The following is a 17,804-nucleotide window of genomic DNA, read 5'->3' on the forward strand; positions in this document are numbered from 1 at the left end:
CCAGGAGCGTGCCCATGAGCGACATCGAGATCCGCGACGACCGGGCGGCCGGGCGCCTCGAGGCGGTGGCCGGCGGGGAAGTCGTCGGGCACGTCGAGTACTTCGTCCTCGACGGTCCCGCGCGGGCGCTCGTGCCCGTCCACACCATCGTGGAACCGGCCCATGAGGGGAAGGGCATCGCCGGCTCCCTCGCCCGGGAGCTGTACGCGAGCGCCGAGCGCGAGGGTGTCACGGTCGCGCCGCTCTGCCCGTACGTCGTCAAGTGGGCGGAGCGGCACCCGGACGTCGCCCCGGCGCCCGACCCGGGACTGCTGGACGCGGCGAAGGCCTGGCTGGCGGCGCACCCGGGCCGGTTCTGAGGGTCGGGCGCCCACCCGGCGGTGCGCCATCCCCCGGACGGGTGAGTGGCGGGGCGGCCGTCGGGTAGGTGGGGGAGTAGTCCAGAGCCCACGTCGAGTGACTGGCCGGAGGACACGATGACGAACCCGTACCCCGACCCGGTCCCGCCCGGACCGACGCCCGGCCCGGACCCTCAGCACCCGGAGCCGACCCCGAACCCGGTGCCGCCTCCCGAGCCGCCGCCGGCTCCCGCACCGCCTCCCGGTCCGGGGCCGAGCCCGGTTCCGCAGCCGCCCCCCGAGCCGGGCGGCCCGCCGGAGCCTTCGCCGTCCCCGATCCCGCCGGGCCCGGAGCCGGTCCCGAACCCCGAGCCCGGACCTCCGCTGACCTGATCCGGTGAGGGGCGAACGCCGGTGGGCGGCCACCCGGGCCGCCCACCGCTCGCTACGTCCTCCTGCCGGAAGGCCTACGCGGAGACCTCCGAGCGGTCGCCGCCCCACAGCGTGTGGAACGAGCCGTCCTGGTCGACCCGCCGGTAGGTGTGCGCACCGAAGAAGTCCCGCTGCCCCTGGGTGAGCGCGGCGGGCAGACGCTCGGCGCGCAGCGCGTCGTAGTAGGCGAGGGCCGCGGCGAAGCCCGGCGTCGGCACGCCCTGCCGGGTCGCGGCGACGAGCACCTCGCGCCAGTCGTCCTGGGCCGCCGCGATCTCCTGCGCGAACGTCTCGTCCGACAGCAGGCTCGGCAGGTCCGGCCGGGCGTCGTAGGCGGCGCGGATACGGTCCAGGAACGCCGCGCGGATGATGCAGCCGCCGCGCCAGATCGCGGAGACCGCGCCCAGGTCGATGTCCCAGCCGTACTCCGCGCGCGCCGCGTCGATCTCGTGGAAGCCCTGCGTGTAGGACACGATCTTCGACGCGTACAGCGCCTGTTCCACGCGGTCCGCGAAGGCCGCCGCCTCGGACTCGGACAGCGGGGTCGCCTTCGGGCCGGCCAGGCCCCGGGAGGCCTCCCGCAGGGCCGCGTGGCCGGAGAGGGAACGGGCGAAGACCGCCTCCGCGATGCCGGAGACCGGGACGCCGAGGTCGAGCGCGATCTGCACGGTCCAGCGGCCGGTGCCCTTCTGCTCGGCCTGGTCGACCACCACGTCCACGAACGGCTTGCCGGTGGCCGCGTCCACGTGGGACAGCACCTCGGCCGTGATCTCGATCAGGTACGAGTCCAGGCGTCCCGTGTTCCAGGTGCGGAAGATCTCCGCGATCTGCGCGGGGGAGTAGCCGGCGACATCGCGCAGCAACTGGTACGCCTCGCCGATCAACTGCATGTCGGCGTACTCGATGCCGTTGTGCACCATCTTCACGAAATGACCGGCGCCGTCCGGACCCACGTGCGTCACGCAGGGCGCGCCGTCCGCCGCCTTCGCCGAGATCTTCTCCAGCATCGGGCCCAGCGAGTCGTACGACTCCCTCGGGCCGCCGGGCATGATGCTCGGCCCGTGCAGCGCGCCCTCCTCACCGCCGGAGACGCCCATGCCGACGAAGTGGATGCCCTGCTCGCGCAGCGCCTTCTCCCGGCGGCGGGTGTCCGCGAAGTGCGCGTTGCCACCGTCGATGATCATGTCACCGGGCTCCAGGAGCGGGGCGAACTCCTCGATCACGGCGTCCGTCGGACCGCCGGCCTTGACCATGATGACCAGCCGGCGAGGTCGTTCCAGTGCCGCCACGAACTCCTTGGCGGTCTCGGCCGCGATGAAGTCGCCCTCGTGCCCGAACTCCTCGACCAGGGCGTGCGTGCGTGACGCCGTCCGGTTGTGCAGTGCGACCGTGTAGCCGTTGCGCGCGAAGTTCCGGGCGAGGTTGCGGCCCATGACCGCGAGTCCCGTCACGCCGATCTGGGCTGAAGTGCTCATACCGCCTGCTCCCTAACTGCGTCGTGAGTACGGCCCCGCCAGTATTGCCCGGCAGCGCTGCTGCGCCCATCCTGACGTGCCGCTACGGCGAGCGCACATCCGACCCGCCAGGTTTGAGTACGCACGGAAGGGCCCTGTCGCCTCAGCAAAGATCCGGCCGATCGAACGCAGGCGGGGCAATGAAGGTTTGTTCCCGGCCACTTGGGTACGGGAGGCGGCCGATTGCCGCCTTGTCATGGCCTGTTCGCAGCGCTTACTTTTGCCGCTCCTGACGCATGGCTAGGGGGCTTGAGACATGGCCGTACGCGGCCGGCACCGCCGGTATCAGCCGAACAGGATCAACCGCGCCTCGCTCACCGTCACGGCGGGCGGCGCAGGCCTCGCGCTCCCCCTCGTCGCCGCAGGCAGCGCCGACGCGGCCGACGCGGCCACCTGGAACAAGGTCGCCGCGTGCGAGTCCAGCGGCAACTGGAGCATCAACACGGGCAACGGCTACTACGGCGGACTGCAGTTCACCCAGTCCACGTGGGAGGCCTACGGAGGCACCGCCTACGCGGCCCGCGCCGACCTCGCCACCCCGCACCAGCAGATGGCCGTCGCCGAGAAGGTGCTCGACGGGCAGGGCCCGGGCGCCTGGCCGGTGTGTTCGGTGCACGCGGGGCTCACCCGGGGTGGCGCCGGTCCGGAAGTCCACCCGGCGAGCACGGCCAACCGGCCCGCCAAGAGCTCCGTCGAGGCCGCCGCAAGAACCTCCGTACGGGACGTCCAGCCGGAGAGCACGCCCCAGTCCCGGGCGGGCCGGGCCGAGATGTACACGGTGGTGCACGGCGACACGCTCTCCGGGATCGCCCAGGAGCGGCACGTGCCGGGCGGCTGGCACCGGCTCTACGCGGGCAACCGCGCGACGATCGGAGCCGATCCCGACCTGATCGTCCCGGGCCAGCGGCTGAACCTGCACGCCACCGTGTCCCCGGCCGGCGACACCCGTACCCCGGCCAGGCCCGCGCACAGGAAGGCGCCCACGCACCACGGCCACTCCACGTCCACGAGCGGCCACTCGCTCGTCGCTCCCGTCGACGCGGCCACGGGCGAGCCGTACCACGCCATGGGCTCGCACTGGTCGAAGGGCTACCACACGGGCGTCGACTTCCCCGTGCCCACCGGCACCTCCGTCAAGGCGGTCGGGGCCGGCCACGTGGTCTCCGCCGGCTGGGGCGGCTCGTTCGGCTACCAGGTGGTGATCCGGCACGCCGACGGGCGTTACACCCAGTACGCCCACCTGTCGGCGATCTCCGTCAGGGCCGGGCAGACGGTCGGCGAGGGGCAGCGCATAGGGCGCTCCGGCGCCACCGGGAACGTCACGGGCCCGCATCTGCACTTCGAGGTGCGGACGGGGCCCGGCTTCGGCTCGGACATCGACCCGGTCGCCTATCTCCGGGCCGGCGGCGTCAGGATCTGACCTTCGTACGTCCCCGGCCGGGGGCCGGGAGCATGAGGTGGAGACCGGTGTAGCCGGACGCGACCAGGGTCTGGATGTCGTCCGGCACGGTCTCCGCCAGGGCCGCTTCCTCCAGGACGGTGTCCGCCAGGCTCGCCTGCGCCAGGTTCCCGTCCATCAGGACGGGCTCCGCGAGCCCCACTTCGGCCCGCACGGCGTCCGCCTCGGCCTGCCGGCCCTGGCCCGCCCCGTTCAGGGCGGCCTCTTCCGGGACCATGGCCGCGGCAGCCCCGCTCAGGACGGCCTCGCCAGGGGCCGGGCTCAGGCCCGCCCCGCTCAGGGCCATCTCGCTCAAGGCGACCTCGGCCGGTGTCACGCCCAGGCCCGCTCCGCCCGGGGCCGCTTCCCCCAGGGACGCCGTGGCGTACCGGCGGGGCAGCGCGAGGGGTGGCTCCCCGAAGGGTGCGGTCTGCTCGACCGGCGCGACGGACGCCTCGGACGACGGGTCCGCCGCGATCGCGGTCCGGGGCGCCGCGGTGTCCGGCGTGTGCTCCAGCCGCTCCGTCGTCAGCAGGATCAGACCGCCGGCCGCCACCACGCCGCAACTCAGGGCGAGGGCGGTGCCCGTGGTGCCGTACCGGAAGGTCTCGCCGAACATCGTGATGCCGACCGCGGCGGCGAGCACCGGGTTGACCACCGTCAGCGTGGCGAGCGGTGCCGCGAGACCGGCGCCCCGGTAGGAGGCCTGCGAGAGCAGCACCCCGGCGACGGCGAACACGGCGATCGCACCGATGGAAGGCAGGTCCGCCGCCGAGACCCCGTCGGCCCAGTCGACCGCTACGGTCTTGGTGAACACGGACGACATGCCGAAGGCTATGCCCGAGGCGGTGGCCAGCAGCACGCCGCGCACCGCGGGGTGCCGGTGCGCGGCCCGGCCCGCGATCATCAGCGCGACGACCGCTCCGCCGGTGACCAGCGCGACGCCGACCCGCTGGGCGGTGTCGAGCGACTGGCCGTCGGAGGTGCCGACGAGGGAGAGCAGGCCGGCCAGTCCCGCCGTGGCCATGACGGCGCCGCGCCAGGCGGTCGCCCCGGCCCTGCGGCCGACGAACAGGGCGGCCATGGGCAGTGCGAACACTATGGTCAGCGCGCCCAGCGGCTGCACCAGGCTGAGGGGCCCATAGGCCAGCGCCACCACGTGCAGCACTCCGCCGAGGCCGTTCAGCAGCAGCGAAGCCCACCAGCCGGGCCGGCGCACCGGCGCGCAGTTCCCGTCGGGGGAGGACAGCGCGACCTGCTCCTGCACGATCGCCCCGCCCGCGTACGCGACGGCGGAGACGAACGACAGCAGCACGGACAACGCGAGGGCGTTCATCAGCGGCTCTTCTGCGTGGGGCGGGGGCCCGTGGCCCGGCGCGGCGAAAGGTCGGCTTCCATGTCCAACACTCTGCCCCGGCCCATGTGTTCCCGTCGTCGTCCCTGAGCACCCAATGGGTCCTACTGCCGATGGAGTACGAGGGGGACGCAGTCCTCCCAAAGGTGGGCGACGAAGGGCTTAGGACCCCGAACGCCGTCACCGAACCGCGCCTGATACCACTCTCGTCCATGGACCTCGACCCCGGCCTCGCCGCGCTCCGCCCGCTCGGCGGCTTCTTCGTCCTGCGCACGGCGGTGAACGCGCCGAACGCGATGAACACGGCCCCGCCCGGCCCGCTGCCGACGCTCGCGCGAGCCTACGCGGGCGACACGCCGTCGGGCGCGCAACGGCACGCCCTCACCGCCCGGGTCGAGACCGTCGCCCGCCGTCTGGGCAGCCACGAGCCGCGGGTCGCCGCGTCGATCGCACACCAGGGACTCGCGGCACGCCTGTGGTCCGCGGCCCTCGGCTGCGCCGCCCTGTACGGCCGCCTGCCCGACCTCGATCCCGCCCTGCTGCTCTGGGACTGCGACGCCGCCGCCCCCGACGACCTGTGGCTGACCGAGGTACGCGCGGTGCCCGCGGACCCCGGCACCCTCGCGGACACGGTACTGCACGGCCACCTCGCACCCCTAGGGGCCACCCTGAGAGCACGCCACGGGGTCGCGGCGGGCCTGCTGTGGGGCAACGCGGGCTCCGCGCTGGCCGGCGCGGCCCGTGAACTCGACCGGTGGGCGCGGGCGAACGGCCGTGACGACGTGGCCGGCCGGTCCCGCGCCCTGACCTCGGCGCTCTTCACCCACCCACTGCTGAGCACCACCGGCACCCGCACCGGGACCGCCTTCCGGCGCCGCAGCTGCTGCCTCTACTACCGCGTCCCGGGCGGCGGTGTCTGCGGTGACTGTTGTTTCCCACGACCGCCGCGCCCTTCCCCAAGAGCCACATCTGGGTGACCATGGGGATCCGGCTGTGCGAGACCAGGGAGTTGCCGGTGCGAGTGGGACTGCTGACCCGGGAGTACCCCCCGGACGTGTACGGCGGAGCGGGAGTCCACGTCGAGTTCCTCGCTCGGGAGTTGCGCCCCCTGGTGGACCTCGAGGTGCACTGCTGGGGCGAGGGCCGCGGTGTCGGCGTCGTACGCCACCGGCCGTGGTCCGCCCTGGACGGCGCCAACGACGCGCTGCGCACCTTCTCCGTGGACCTCGCCATCGCCGCCGGCCTCGAGGGCCGCGAACTCGTCCACTCCCACACCTGGTACGCCAATCTCGCGGGCCATGTCGCCAAGCTGCTGTACGGCGTCCCCCATGTGGTGACCGCCCACTCGCTGGAGCCGCTGCGCCCCTGGAAGGCCGAGCAACTCGGCGGCGGGTACGCGCTCTCCGGGTGGGCGGAGCGCACCGCGCTCGAGGCCGCGGACGCGGTGATCGCCGTGTCGGGCGCCATGCGCGAGGACATCCTCGGCTGCTATCCGGCCCTGGACCCGGACCGGGTGCACGTCGTGCACAACGGCATCGACACCAGCCTCTACCGGCCGGATCCCGGCACCGACGTGCTGCGTCGCGTCGGTCTCGACCCCGACCGGCCCTTTGTGCTGTTCGTCGGCCGCATCACCCGCCAGAAGGGCGTGCCCCACCTGCTGCGCGCGGTACGCGACATCGACCCGGCCGCGCAGGTCGTGCTGTGCGCCGGTGCGCCGGACACTCCGGAGATCGACCGCGAGTTCCGCGAGCTGTTCCAGGAGCTGAGCAGCGTCCGCGCGGGCGTGCACTGGATCCCGCAGATGTTGCCGCGCGCGGAGGTGATCCAGCTCCTCACGCACGCCGCCGTCTTCGTCTGCCCCTCGGTGTACGAGCCCCTCGGTATCGTCAACCTGGAGGCGATGGCCTGCGGCACGCCCGTCGTGGCCTCCCGGGTCGGTGGCATCCCCGAGGTGGTGGAGGACGGGGTGACCGGCCTCCTCGTGGCGGCCGACGACGATTTCGAGACGGGCCTCGCCCAAGCCCTGGACACCGTCCTCGGCGACCCGGAGGCGGCCCGGCGGATGGGAGCGGCCGGACGGGAGCGCGCGGTCGGTGAGTTCGGCTGGGACGCGGTGGCCCGGCGGACGGTCCGGCTCTACGAGGAGATCGTCAAGCAGGCTTAGCCGGCCCGCTCGCGGGCAGGCATGGTGTCAACCACGGTGAGGGGAGCGACCATGCGTCGTGGCGGACCTTCGGTGCTCGGAATCGTCCTGGCGGGCGGAGAGGGCAAACGCCTGATGCCGCTGACCGCCGACCGCGCGAAACCCGCGGTCACCTTCGGCGGCACCTACCGACTTGTCGACTTCGTTCTGTCCAACCTCGTCAACGGCGACATCCTGCGCATCTGCGTGCTGACCCAGTACAAGTCGCACTCGCTGGACCGGCACATCACCACCACCTGGCGGATGTCCAGCCTGCTCGGCAACTACGTCACCCCGGTCCCGGCGCAGCAGCGGCTCGGCCCGCGCTGGTACCTGGGCAGCGCGGACGCCATCCTGCAGTCGCTCAACCTCGTGCACGACGAACAGCCCGACTACGTGGCGGTCTTCGGCGCCGACCACGTCTACCGCATGGATCCCCGCCAGATGCTCCGGCAGCACATCGAGGGCGGCGCGGGTGTCACGGTGGCCGGGATCCGCGTCCCGCGCTCGGACTCGTCCTCCTTCGGCGTGATCACTCCAGGCTCCGACGGACAGCTCGTGGAGCGCTTCCTGGAGAAGCCCGCCGACCCCCCGGGGCTCGCGGACGACCCGGAGTGCGTCTTCGCCTCGATGGGCAACTACATCTTCACCACCAAGGCGCTGATCGAAGCCCTCCAGCGGGACGCCGAGGACGAGCACTCCGTGCACGACATGGGCGGTTCCATCCTGCCCCAGCTCACCGAACGCGGCGAGGCCCAGCTGTACGACTTCAGCGAGAACCACGTCCCCGGCGAGACCATCCGCGACCAGGGCTACTGGCGGGACGTCGGTACCCTCGACGCCTACTACGACGCCCACATGGACCTGATCGCCGAGCGCCCCGCCTTCAACCTGTACAACCGCGACTGGCCCGTCTACACGCACTCGTACCAGCTCTCGCCCGCCCGCTTCAACGCCGGCGGCATCGCGAGCGAGTCCATCATCAGCGCGGGCTGCCTGATCCGCGGCCAGGTGAGCCGGTCGGTGCTGTCGCCGGGCGTCCGGGTCGACCCCGGCGCGGTCGTCCAGGGATCCGTACTGCACGACAACGTGCACATAGGCCGGGGCGCGGTCGTGCGCGGGGCCGTCCTCGACAAGAACGTGGAAGTGCCGCCCGGCGCGACGATCGGCGTCAACCCGGAGCGGGACGCGGAGCTGTACACCGTGTCCAAGGGCGGGGTGATCGCGCTCGGCAAGGGGCAGGTCGTGTCCTAGACCGCGCCGGTGCTCAGCCGGTCAGCGGCGGGAAGTGGGTCATGGTCACCTCGCTGGTGCGGCGCAGGTCGTCGGCCGGGCTGAACTGGAGGTACTCGCTGCCCGGCTCGGTGTGCACGGGCACGTGCCCGGGCGGGGCGTAGAAGGCCTCGCCGCCGCGGTAGACCTCGTCGTGGTCCGCATAGCGGAAGACGAGCTCGCCCTTGAACACGTACCCCCAGTGCGGGCACTGGCAGCGGTCGTCGGGGAGCCCTTTGAGCAGGGGTGTGTGGTCGACGTCCGCGCGGAACGTCAGGAAGTCCACGGTGTAGGGCTCGAGATCCTCGGAGTGGTCGACCACCGAGCCGTAGTCGCCGCCCTGGGTGGCCGTGTGCCTGGAGACCTTCGGCATCGTTCCCGCCCCCTTTCGTCGCCGAGGCGGCCGTTCCCCCTGCGCGAGGGGTGCCGACTCCATTGTTCGCGCGCGACGCGTTTCGCGCGATCCGCGCGGCTTCCCCGGCTTCGCGGCCTTCGACCCGGAGGATGCGGACAACGATGTCCGACTCCGAAAGGTCGTCCCACATGAGAGGGACCCGGCGCCCGCGGCTGTGCCTGGCCGGGGTCATGGCGGCGTCCGCGCTGCTCACCGTCCCCGCCGCAACTGCCGCAGAACCGTCCGACGGCCACCTCACCGACCTGGTCAACCCCTTCATCGGGACCCAGAACGAGGGCAACACCTTCCCCGGCGCGGCCATGCCCTTCGGCATGGTGCAGCTCTCGCCCGACACCGGCCACAGCACCGGCTACGACTACACCCAGGACCGCATCCGCGGCTTCTCCCTGGTCCACCTCTCGGGCGTCGGCTGCCGGATCGGCGGCGACCTGCCCGTACTGCCGACCACGGGTGAGGTCACCCGGACCGACTACGCCCACTACGCGGCCGGTTTCCGCCACCGGGACGAGTCGGCGAGCCCCGGCTACTACCGGGTCGGCCTGGACTCCGGGATCGAGGCCGAGCTGACGGCCACCGCGCGCACCGGTGTGCAGCGCTACACCTTCCCCGCCACCGACCACGCCAACGTCCTGCTGAACGCGGCGCAGGCGCTGCACAAGCCGGTCACCAGCACGGTGGAGGTCCTCGACGACCGGACCGTGCGCACCGTCATCACCGGCCACGGCTTCTGCCGGGACACCGGCCCGTACACCGTGTACACCGTCACCCGCTTCTCCCGGCCCTTCACCACGTACGGCACCTGGGACGGCGGTGAGGTCACCGCGGGCTCCCGGACCGGGCGCGGCGGCGCCTACGTACGTTTCGACACCACCCGGGACCGCACCGTCGAGGCGACCACCGCCCTGTCGTACGTCGACGCACGCGGTGCCGAGGTGAACCTGCGCGCGGAGGGCGGACGTTCCTTCGACACCGTCCGCGAGCTGGCCCGGCGAGCCTGGGAGCGCCGTCTGGGAGCGGTCCGGGTCCGGGGCGGCGACACGCCCCTGCGCCGCACCTTCTACTCGTCGCTGTACCGCTCGTTCCTGGCGCCCAACGTCGGCAGCGACGCCGACGGCCGCTACACCGGCTGGGACCGGCGGATCCACCGGGCCAGGGGCTTCACGTACTACCAGAACTGGTCACTGTGGGACACCTACCGCACCCAGTGCCAGCTCCTCGCCCTGCTCGCGCCCCGGGAGGCCCGGGACATGGCGATCTCCGTGATCAGGATCGACGAGGACGGCGGCTGGCTGCCCAAATGGGGCTACGGCCCGGTCGAGACCAACATCATGACCGGCGACCCGGTGACCCCGTTCCTGACCACCGCCTACCAGCTGGGCCTGCTCGGCGGGTACGAGGAACGCGCCTACCGGGCACTGCGCAAGAACGCCGACGGGGTGCCGCCCGCCGACTACCCGGGCGTCGGCCGGGAGGCCAACGCGGAGTACCTGCGGAACGGGTTCGCGCCGTACATCAAGGACCGCCCGCGCCCGAAGGCGGGCGACTCCGACTACCACCAGGGCGCCTCCGTCACCCTGGAGTACGCCCTCTCCGACGCGATGCTCGCCCAGATGGCGCGAGGGCTCGGCCACGACGAGGACGCGGCCCGCTACGCGGCCCGGTCCCGCAACTACCGCAACGTCCTCGACCACTCGACCGGCTTCTTCCGGGCCCGGGACGCCTCCGGTGCCTTCACCGGCCCGGCCGACCCGGCCCGCAGCGTGGGCTTCCACGAGGGCACCGCCTGGCAGTACCAGTGGCTGGTGCCGCAGGACCTGCCCGGCATGATCGGCCTGATCGGCGGCGAGCGCGTGGCGAACGAGCGGCTCGACGTGTTCTTCGCCTACGACAGGCTGCTCAGCGATCCCGCCGGCACCGCCCGCCAGGTGTGGGTGCACGGCGATCCGTACGCCTACTACAACGCGGCCGTCTACAACCCGCAGAACGAACCCGATCTCATCGCCCCGTACACGTACCTGTCGACCGGGCAGCCCTGGAAGACCACCGACGTGGTGCACGCCGCGCTGACCCTGTTCACGGACACGCCGACCGGTATGACCGGCAACGACGACCTCGGCACGATGTCGGCCTGGCAGGTGCTGTCCTCGATCGGGATCTTCCCGGTGCAGCCCGGTTACGGCACCTGGGGCCTGTCCACACCCGTCTTCGACCGGGTCGACCTCCACCTGGACCGCCGGTACTGGCCCGGCGGCACCCTGACGGTCACCGCGCCGGGGACCTCGCCCACCGACCGCTACGTGCAGGCGGTCCGCAGGGGCACCGCGGTCCACGACCGGACCTATCTGACCACCCGTGAGCTGCGCTCGCTGCGCTCGCTCTCGTTCACGGTCGGCCCGCGCCCGTCGGAGTGGGGTACGTCACCCGAGGCGGCGCCGCCGGCCCTGAAGTGACCTCGCCTCACAGGCGTCCCGCCCCTTTCGGAGGGGCGGGACTTAATCTGCTGTTAACTGAGCGTAGCCTGATCGTACTTGACCGTAATCTCCAGTCAGGGATTGACTCAGGCTCACCACGTCCGTCGTCGATGAGAGGCAAGCCATTGACTTCCGACCCGCTCGCTCCTCTCGATCTGGCGTTCTGGAACATCGAGTCCGACCGGCACCCGATGCACCTGGGCGCACTCGGCGTCTTCTCGGCGCACTCACCCACCGCGGGCGCCCACGCGGCGGACCTGCTCGCCGCCCGCGCCGCCGCCGTGCCCGGCCTCAGGATGCGGATCAGGGACGTGTGGCAGCCGCTCGGCTCGTTCGGCGGTGCGACCCGGGAGGCGGACCCCGGCTTCGACCCGCTCAACCACGTCCGGCTGCACGCCCCGACCGGCGATTTCCACGCCGTCGCCGGCCGGCTCATGGAGCGCCCGCTGGAGCGCTCCCGGGCACCGTGGGAGGCCCATGTCCTGCCCGGTGAGGACGGGATCTCCTTCGCGGTGCTGTTCAAGTTCCACCACGCGCTGGCCGACGGTCTCAGGGCACTGACGCTGGCCGCCGCCGTGCTGGACCCGATGGACATGCCGGAACACCGCCCCCGCCCCGTGGAGCCGCCGCGCGGGCTGCTGGCCGACCTGCGCCGGCTGCCCGTCCGGCTGCCCGGGCTGCTGCGCGGCACGCTGTCCGACGTGGGCCGGGCCCTGGACATCGGCGCGTCCGTAGCCCTGTCCACCCTGGGGGTGAGCTCCTCGGCGGCACTGGCCTCCGGCTCCAGCGGCACCCGGCGCACCGCGGGGGTCGTCCTGGACATCGACGACGTGCACCGGGTACGCAAGGTCGTCGGCGGCACCGTCAACGACGTCCTCATCGCGGTCGTCGCGGGCGCCCTGCGCCGCTGGCTCGACGAGCGGGGCGACGGCAGCGAGGGTGTGGCGCCCCGGGCGCTGATCCCGGTGTCCCGGCGCCGCCCGCGTACCGCGCACCCACAGGGCAACCGGCTCTCCGGTTACCTGATACGGCTTCCGGTCGGCGACCCCGACCCGCTCGCCCGCCTGGCCAGGGTCCGTACGGCGATGGACCGCAACAAGGACGCCGGCCCCAACCGGGGCGCGGGCGCCGTCGCGCTGCTCGCCGACCACGTGCCCGCGCTCGGCCACCGGCTCGGCGGGCCGCTGGTCGGCCAGGCCGCCCGGCTGTGGTTCGACATCCTGGTCACCAGCGTGCCGCTGCCCGGCCTCGGCCTCCGGCTCGGCGGTCATCCGCTCGCCGCGGTCTACCCGTTCGCCCCGCTCGCCCCCGGCCAGTCCCTCGCGGTGGCGGTGTCGACCTACCGGGGCCGGGTCCACTACGGCCTCGTGGCCGACGCGGAGGCCGTACCGGACCTGGACCGCCTCGCCCGGGCGGTGACGGACGAGGTGGAGACGCTGATCTCGGTCTGCGATCCCTGACGTGGCCGGGGCGGCCGGGGCCGCCCGCCGTCCCGCGCGTCCGCGCCCGCTGCCGGCGCTCGCCGTCCCGCGCGTCCGCGCCCGCCGTCGGCGGGGCCGCCCTGCCGGGCCGGACACGCCGGGGCCGCATCGCCTCCCGGCGTGCCGGCCTCCGGCGCTGCGGCCCGGCCGCGCGGCGGGAGGTCCGCCCGTGTGGCACCCGGGTCCCCAGGGAGTGCGCCCGCCGCGGCGCACGGGCGGCTGACGCCTCGCGGCGGGTACCGGGCCCGAGGCGTCCTGAGGTCCGAGGCGTCCTGCGGCCCGCCAGGCCGACGGGCCCGGCGGCGGCCGGGCGCGTCCGGTCCCGCGCCGTCGTGATCGCCACGACGGCTCACCGGCGACGGTGCGGGCGGCCACGGACCGTGGCGGCGGATGCGTGGACCGCCGGTGTGTTCGTTCGGCAGGCGGCGCGCCGGCCGCGGTCCGCCGCACCCGAGCGGAGCGGTTTGGCGGTGGGGGGTCGCGCTGCCGTAAAATCCCCCGTTCGAAAGCGGGCGCGAGTCGGAGCGCTGCGCGGGTGACCAGGGAAACGGCAGCGCGATGACGGTGACTGAGGACGGCTCGGCGTCCATGGGCGTGGACATGGACGAGGTGGTCCACGGACCCGGGATCGACCCCGAGCGGCTCGCCGTGTGCCTCGGCGTGCTCGAGGAACTCGACAAGCTGGACGTCGACCACCCCGACGCCATCGCGGTGCGCCGGGCCACGGCCGGCATCTACCGCACGGTCAAGCAGCGCCGCCGCCAGGAGCGCCGGGCCGCCAAGACCGCCCACGACAAGGCGGTCACCGAGGCCACCGCGACCGGCTCCGCCCAGCGCATCGACGACGAGACCGAGGGCATCCTGCCGTCGTCGATCACCGAGGAGGGCAGGATCGCGGGAATACTCCAGCGCCCCCGCTCCTGCTACACCTGCAAGACCCGGTACGTCGAGGTCGACTACTTCTACCACCAGCTCTGTCCGGACTGCGCCCGGACGAACCGGGTCAAGCGTGACGTCCGGGCCGACCTGACCGGCAAGCGAGCGCTGCTCACCGGCGGCCGCGCCAAGATCGGCATGTACATCGCGCTGCGCCTGCTGCGGGACGGCGCCCACACCACGATCACGACCCGCTTCCCCAAGGACGCCATCCGCCGCTTCAAGGCCATGGACGACTCGGCGGACTGGATGCACCGGCTGGAGGTCGTCGGGATCGACCTGCGCGACCCGGCGCAGGCCGTGGCCCTCGCCGAGCAGGTCGCCGGGGCGGGCCCGCTCGACATCCTGATCAACAACGCGACACAGACCGTACGCCGTCTGCCCTCCGCGTACGCGGCCCTGGTCGAGGGCGAGAGTGCGCCCCTGCCCGCCGGGGAGCTCCCCGCCCACCACGTCATCGGCGCCTTCGGCTCCGGCGCCGTCGACGGCATCGCCGCGCTGCCCCTCGGCACCAGCGGCCTGGACGCACAGAAGGTCGCCGACCTGGCGCTCGTCGCGGGCAACGCCAGTGTCGCCCGTCATCTCGACGGCACCGCCATCGACGCGGGTGGCCTCGTTCCCGACGTCGTCGAGACCAACACCTGGGTGCAGACCATCGACCAGATCTCGCCGGTCGAACTGCTGGAGACCCAGCTGTGCAACTACACGTCGCCGTTCATCCTGATCAGCGCCCTGCGCCCGGCGATGGCGGCCGCCGCGAAGAAGGCCGCCAGCGGCCGGGCGTACGTCGTCAACGTCTCCGCGATGGAAGGCGTCTTCGGCCGCGGTTACAAGGGCGCCGGACATCCGAACACCAACGCCGCCAAGGCGGCCATGAACATGGTCACGCGGACCAGCGCCCAGGAGATGTTCCAGACCGACGGCATCCTCATGACCTCCGTCGACACCGGCTGGATCACCGACGAGCGTCCGCACTACGACAAGCTCCGCCTCGCCGAGGCCGGCTTCCACGCCCCCCTCGACCTCGTCGACGGAGCGGCCCGCGTCTACGACCCGATCGTGCGCGGCGAGGCCGGCGAGGACCTGTACGGCGTCTTCCTGAAGGACTACGCGCCGGGCAAGTGGTGAGACGATTCCGGACAGGCCCCAACCGGGGTTAACCGGTGGCCTGTTCGGGCAGCGGCGTCCTACGGTGGAGCGCGAAGCGCCGAAGTGCCCGGTGCGCAGGTCACGCGTTCTTCGTGGTTCGACTCCACACAGGTCCACCACCCGGGCCTGTGGCCCCTCCGGTGGGGCAACCGCGTCACCGACCCGACCTCGGGCACCGGCGTGTCGCACCGTGCCCGTGGGGTGTCAGTCGACCGCTCCCAGACGGGAGTTGCGCGCCGCGACCAGTTCCAGGACCGTGCGCCAGTCCTCCAGGACCCCGGCGTCGAAAACGACGGCCGGGCCGTCCGCCACGGCCTGGCGCAGGCGCAGCAGGTCGTCGTCAGCGGGACCGTCCGCGCCGGGCCGCGCGCGCACGAGCCGGCACACCCGCTCCCCGAGCAGTGCACGCACCGCGCGCGCCGCGGCGTCCGCCTGCCCCGCCCGGTCGCCGGGCCCGAGCAGGCGTCCGATGCCCGAGACCAGCCCGGCCACCTGGAGTTCCTTGTCGGCAGGCCGGGCGCGGCGCAGCAGGGCGGCGGTGCGCAGCGCGGAGTCGTAGGGGCAGGCGTACAGCAGATCCATCAGCTCCTCGACGCTGCGCAGCTCCATGCGTCAGTCCTCCCGCGGGACAGCCGTTGCCGTACGCCAGCAGATCATGGCTGGCTTTCGACTCGGCCAACGGCACTTGAACTGCGTAGTCTTCCCGGCCGGGATGAAATGGAGAGCCGAGGATACGTTCGCCGACGTAGGCCGATCGGGTGTATCCCGGCATGCCCTTGTCGGGCAAAGAGGGGTATAACGGGCCGGTGGGCCGGCGGATGACGCGCGAAAGTTACACCTTGTTTGCACTCCCTATCGAGCAGGCCCCCGCTCATTTGGTTAACCTGAGGTGGACGGACAGCAGCACGGGTCCCAACCCACACCCATGGTCCGTCCCGGGGCGAGCCGGTGCACATCGGCCTGCTCACGTACGAGGTACCGGCGCCACCGCGTCCGAACTGGCCTTCCTATCCAACCCGAGCGGGCGTCAGGCGGCGGATCGCAGACCGACCGGTACGCCCCCGAGGGTGACCCGACACATAAGGAGTGCGCGGTGACACCGGAGAAGACGAATCGCGAGCAGCGCCCCAAGGAACGCATGGAGCGTGCGGGCCGCGGGACCACGGAGCTCGGCAGCCTGGACGTGTGGGCCCGGTCCGCCCCGATCCGCCTCGCGGGCTACGAGGAGGACCTCGCCGAGGACCACATCCTGCCGAGCGTGGACTGATCCTCGCGGATCGGACCGTCGCGATCGCCGAAGGCATGGGCGTGCCGGATTCACGCCCATGCCGATCAGGGAAGCCGTGGCCGGCGCCCGGCCACGCATCAGGCCTCCGGCACCGCATCGTCGCCGCGGCCGACGCGTACCCCTGGGACCCCGGCACCCGTGCACGGATCGCTGCCCCGAGCAGCGCACTGGCCGAGCGGCGCCCTAGCCGAGCGGCGCCGTTCTCCGCCAGGGGCGCAGCTCCTCCAACTGCTCCGCCACCTCCAGCAGCACCGCCTCCGACCCCGGACGGGCGGCCAGTTGCACGGCGCACGGCGCACCGGAGGGCAGGGTGGCGAAGGGGACGGACATGGCCGGCCAGCCCGTGAGGTTCCACGGCGGGGTCAGCGGCGAGTAGTTCGTGTTGACCAGCAGGTTGCGCAGCCAGCCCCGTTCGTGCCAGGGCCCGGCCTCGGGCGAGCGGCGGGCGAGGGCGGGCATGAGCAGCACGTCGTGCTCCGCGAAGAACGGCTCCAGGCGGCGGCGCAGCCGCTCCCGCCGCGCGCCGGTGCGGACCGCGCCGACGAAGCGGCGGCCCACCGCCGCGTGCACCCGGGTCCGCCGGGCCAGCCGCGCCGGGTCCAGGCCCTCGGCGTCCACGGCGGTGCCCGCCGTCCAGTGCTGCAGCGCGGTGACGCCCAGCGACGCCGGATACGGCGGCTCGGCCCGCCGGAGCCGGTGCCCCGCCCCGGCCAGCAGCCCCGCCGCCTCCCGGACCGCACTCGTGTACGGCTTGCCCACCCGCACGCCGAGCAGCGGACTGCGCAGCGAGACGGCGACGTCGAGCGGGGCGGGATCCGCCCGGTGGCCGAACTCCGCGTCCGCGAGGACCGACAGCACCAGCCGCAGGTCCCCGACCGTGGTCGCCAGCGGCCCGTTCTCCGACATGCCGAACCAGTCACCGTTGCCGATGCCCGCCGGCACCACCCCGGGCCCGGGCTTCAGCGTCACCAGGCCGCAGTTCGCCGCCGGGATGCGCAGACTGCCCATGCCGTCGTTGCCGAGCGCGACCGGTACCAGGCCGGCGGCCACCGCGGCCGCGCTGCCGCCCGAGGAGCCCCCTGCGGTGCGCGACAGGTCCCACGGGTTGCGCGCGGTGCCGTGCACGCCCTCCGTCGTACCGAAGACACACAGCTCGGGCACGTTCGTCAGCCCCACGACCACCGCGCCCGCCGCCCGCAGCCGGGCCACGGTGACATGGTCGTCGGCCGCGGGCACCGTGGGGGTCGCGGCGGAGCCGTTACGGTTCGCCTCGCCGCGTACGGCCAGGTTGTCCTTGACCGCCACCGGAACACCGGCGAGCGGCAGATCCGCGAGACCGGCCCGGCTCGCCACCTCGTCCGCCTCGACGAGCGCCGCCTCGGCCCGCACCGTCCGGAACGCGCCGGTGCGGGCGTCGAGCCGCTCGATCCGGGCGAGGTGCTCGGCCACCACCTCGCGGGGCGTGGCCCGCTTCTCGCGTACGGCGGTGGCGATCTCGGCGGCGGTCCGGCCGACCCAGCTGGTCACGGGC

13 protein-coding genes and 2 pseudogenes are annotated in these 17,804 nt (G+C 73.1%); 10 read left to right on the forward strand and 5 right to left on the reverse strand.

Annotated elements, in window-relative coordinates:
- Positions 1-14 precede the first annotated feature (14 nt).
- Complete coding sequence (locus ACWC21_RS32640; protein WP_450887092.1) at positions 15-359, forward strand: GNAT family N-acetyltransferase; 345 nt, start codon at positions 15-17, stop codon at positions 357-359.
- Positions 360-805: 446 nt separating this feature from the next.
- Here the strand turns inward: ACWC21_RS32640 and gndA are convergent, their stop codons facing one another.
- Entirely contained in the window at positions 806-2,245 is a 1,440-nt protein-coding gene (gndA, locus tag ACWC21_RS32645) for an NADP-dependent phosphogluconate dehydrogenase (RefSeq protein WP_450887094.1), read from the reverse strand.
- Positions 2,246-2,540: 295 nt separating this feature from the next.
- Here gndA and ACWC21_RS32650 point away from each other — a divergent pair.
- Positions 2,541-2,831: pseudogene (locus tag ACWC21_RS32650) on the forward strand (transglycosylase family protein); the annotation flags it as partial.
- 183 nt (positions 2,832-3,014) lie between these two features.
- Positions 3,015-3,704: pseudogene (locus ACWC21_RS32655) on the forward strand (M23 family metallopeptidase); the annotation flags it as partial.
- Here the strand turns inward: ACWC21_RS32655 and ACWC21_RS32660 are convergent.
- On the reverse strand, positions 3,694-5,058 hold the full coding sequence (locus ACWC21_RS32660; RefSeq protein WP_450887096.1) for a DMT family transporter: 1,365 nt from the start codon (positions 5,056-5,058) through the stop codon (positions 3,694-3,696). The pseudogene ACWC21_RS32655 and the gene ACWC21_RS32660 sit on opposite strands and share 11 nt — an antisense overlap.
- Before the next feature lie 230 nt (positions 5,059-5,288).
- Between ACWC21_RS32660 and ACWC21_RS32665 the strand changes: the two genes are divergently transcribed.
- The 3 genes from ACWC21_RS32665 to glgC are packed head-to-tail and all read left to right on the forward strand — an operon-like array spanning position 5,289 to position 8,515.
- Positions 5,289-6,053 (forward strand): (2Fe-2S)-binding protein, encoded by a 765-nt coding sequence (locus ACWC21_RS32665; RefSeq protein WP_450887097.1) that lies wholly within the window; start codon positions 5,289-5,291, stop codon positions 6,051-6,053.
- 38 nt (positions 6,054-6,091) lie between these two features.
- Positions 6,092-7,243: a glycogen synthase gene (glgA, locus tag ACWC21_RS32670; protein ID WP_450887174.1), complete on the forward strand. Its 1,152-nt coding sequence runs from the start codon at positions 6,092-6,094 to the stop codon at positions 7,241-7,243.
- Between the two features lie 51 nt (positions 7,244-7,294).
- A complete protein-coding gene (gene glgC, locus ACWC21_RS32675; protein WP_450887099.1) occupies positions 7,295-8,515 on the forward strand; it encodes a glucose-1-phosphate adenylyltransferase in 1,221 nt (406 codons plus the stop codon).
- A 13-nt stretch (positions 8,516-8,528) separates the two neighbouring features.
- Here the strand turns inward: glgC and ACWC21_RS32680 are convergent, their stop codons facing one another.
- The gene (locus ACWC21_RS32680) at positions 8,529-8,906 is read right to left on the reverse strand and encodes a hypothetical protein (RefSeq protein WP_450887101.1); all 378 of its coding nucleotides are present in this window, start codon (positions 8,904-8,906) and stop codon (positions 8,529-8,531) included.
- Between the two features lie 170 nt (positions 8,907-9,076).
- On the opposite strand from ACWC21_RS32680, the gene ACWC21_RS32685 reads away from it, so the two are divergent.
- The 3 genes from ACWC21_RS32685 to ACWC21_RS32695 all read left to right on the forward strand — a co-directional run bounded on the left by ACWC21_RS32685 (position 9,077) and on the right by ACWC21_RS32695 (position 14,964).
- Complete coding sequence (locus tag ACWC21_RS32685; RefSeq protein ID WP_450887103.1) at positions 9,077-11,398, forward strand: GH92 family glycosyl hydrolase; 2,322 nt, start codon at positions 9,077-9,079, stop codon at positions 11,396-11,398.
- A gap of 146 nt (positions 11,399-11,544) precedes the next feature.
- On the forward strand, positions 11,545-12,879 hold the full coding sequence (locus tag ACWC21_RS32690; protein ID WP_450887104.1) for a wax ester/triacylglycerol synthase family O-acyltransferase: 1,335 nt from the start codon (positions 11,545-11,547) through the stop codon (positions 12,877-12,879).
- Between the two features lie 579 nt (positions 12,880-13,458).
- The gene (locus tag ACWC21_RS32695) at positions 13,459-14,964 is read left to right on the forward strand and encodes an SDR family NAD(P)-dependent oxidoreductase (protein WP_450887106.1); all 1,506 of its coding nucleotides are present in this window, start codon (positions 13,459-13,461) and stop codon (positions 14,962-14,964) included.
- Positions 14,965-15,189: 225 nt separating this feature from the next.
- On the opposite strand, the gene ACWC21_RS32700 is transcribed toward ACWC21_RS32695, so the two are convergent.
- A complete protein-coding gene (locus ACWC21_RS32700; RefSeq protein ID WP_450887108.1) occupies positions 15,190-15,594 on the reverse strand; it encodes a hypothetical protein in 405 nt (134 codons plus the stop codon).
- A 484-nt stretch (positions 15,595-16,078) separates the two neighbouring features.
- Here ACWC21_RS32700 and ACWC21_RS32705 point away from each other — a divergent pair, with 484 nt between their 5' ends.
- The gene (locus ACWC21_RS32705) at positions 16,079-16,252 is read left to right on the forward strand and encodes a hypothetical protein (RefSeq protein WP_450887110.1); all 174 of its coding nucleotides are present in this window, start codon (positions 16,079-16,081) and stop codon (positions 16,250-16,252) included.
- 204 nt (positions 16,253-16,456) lie between these two features.
- On the opposite strand, the gene ACWC21_RS32710 is transcribed toward ACWC21_RS32705, so the two are convergent.
- Entirely contained in the window at positions 16,457-17,800 is a 1,344-nt protein-coding gene (locus ACWC21_RS32710; protein ID WP_450887112.1) for an amidase, read from the reverse strand.
- Positions 17,801-17,804: the final 4 nt, after the last annotated feature.

The sequence above is a fragment of the Streptomyces sp. NPDC001348 genome, from assembly GCF_053597535.1.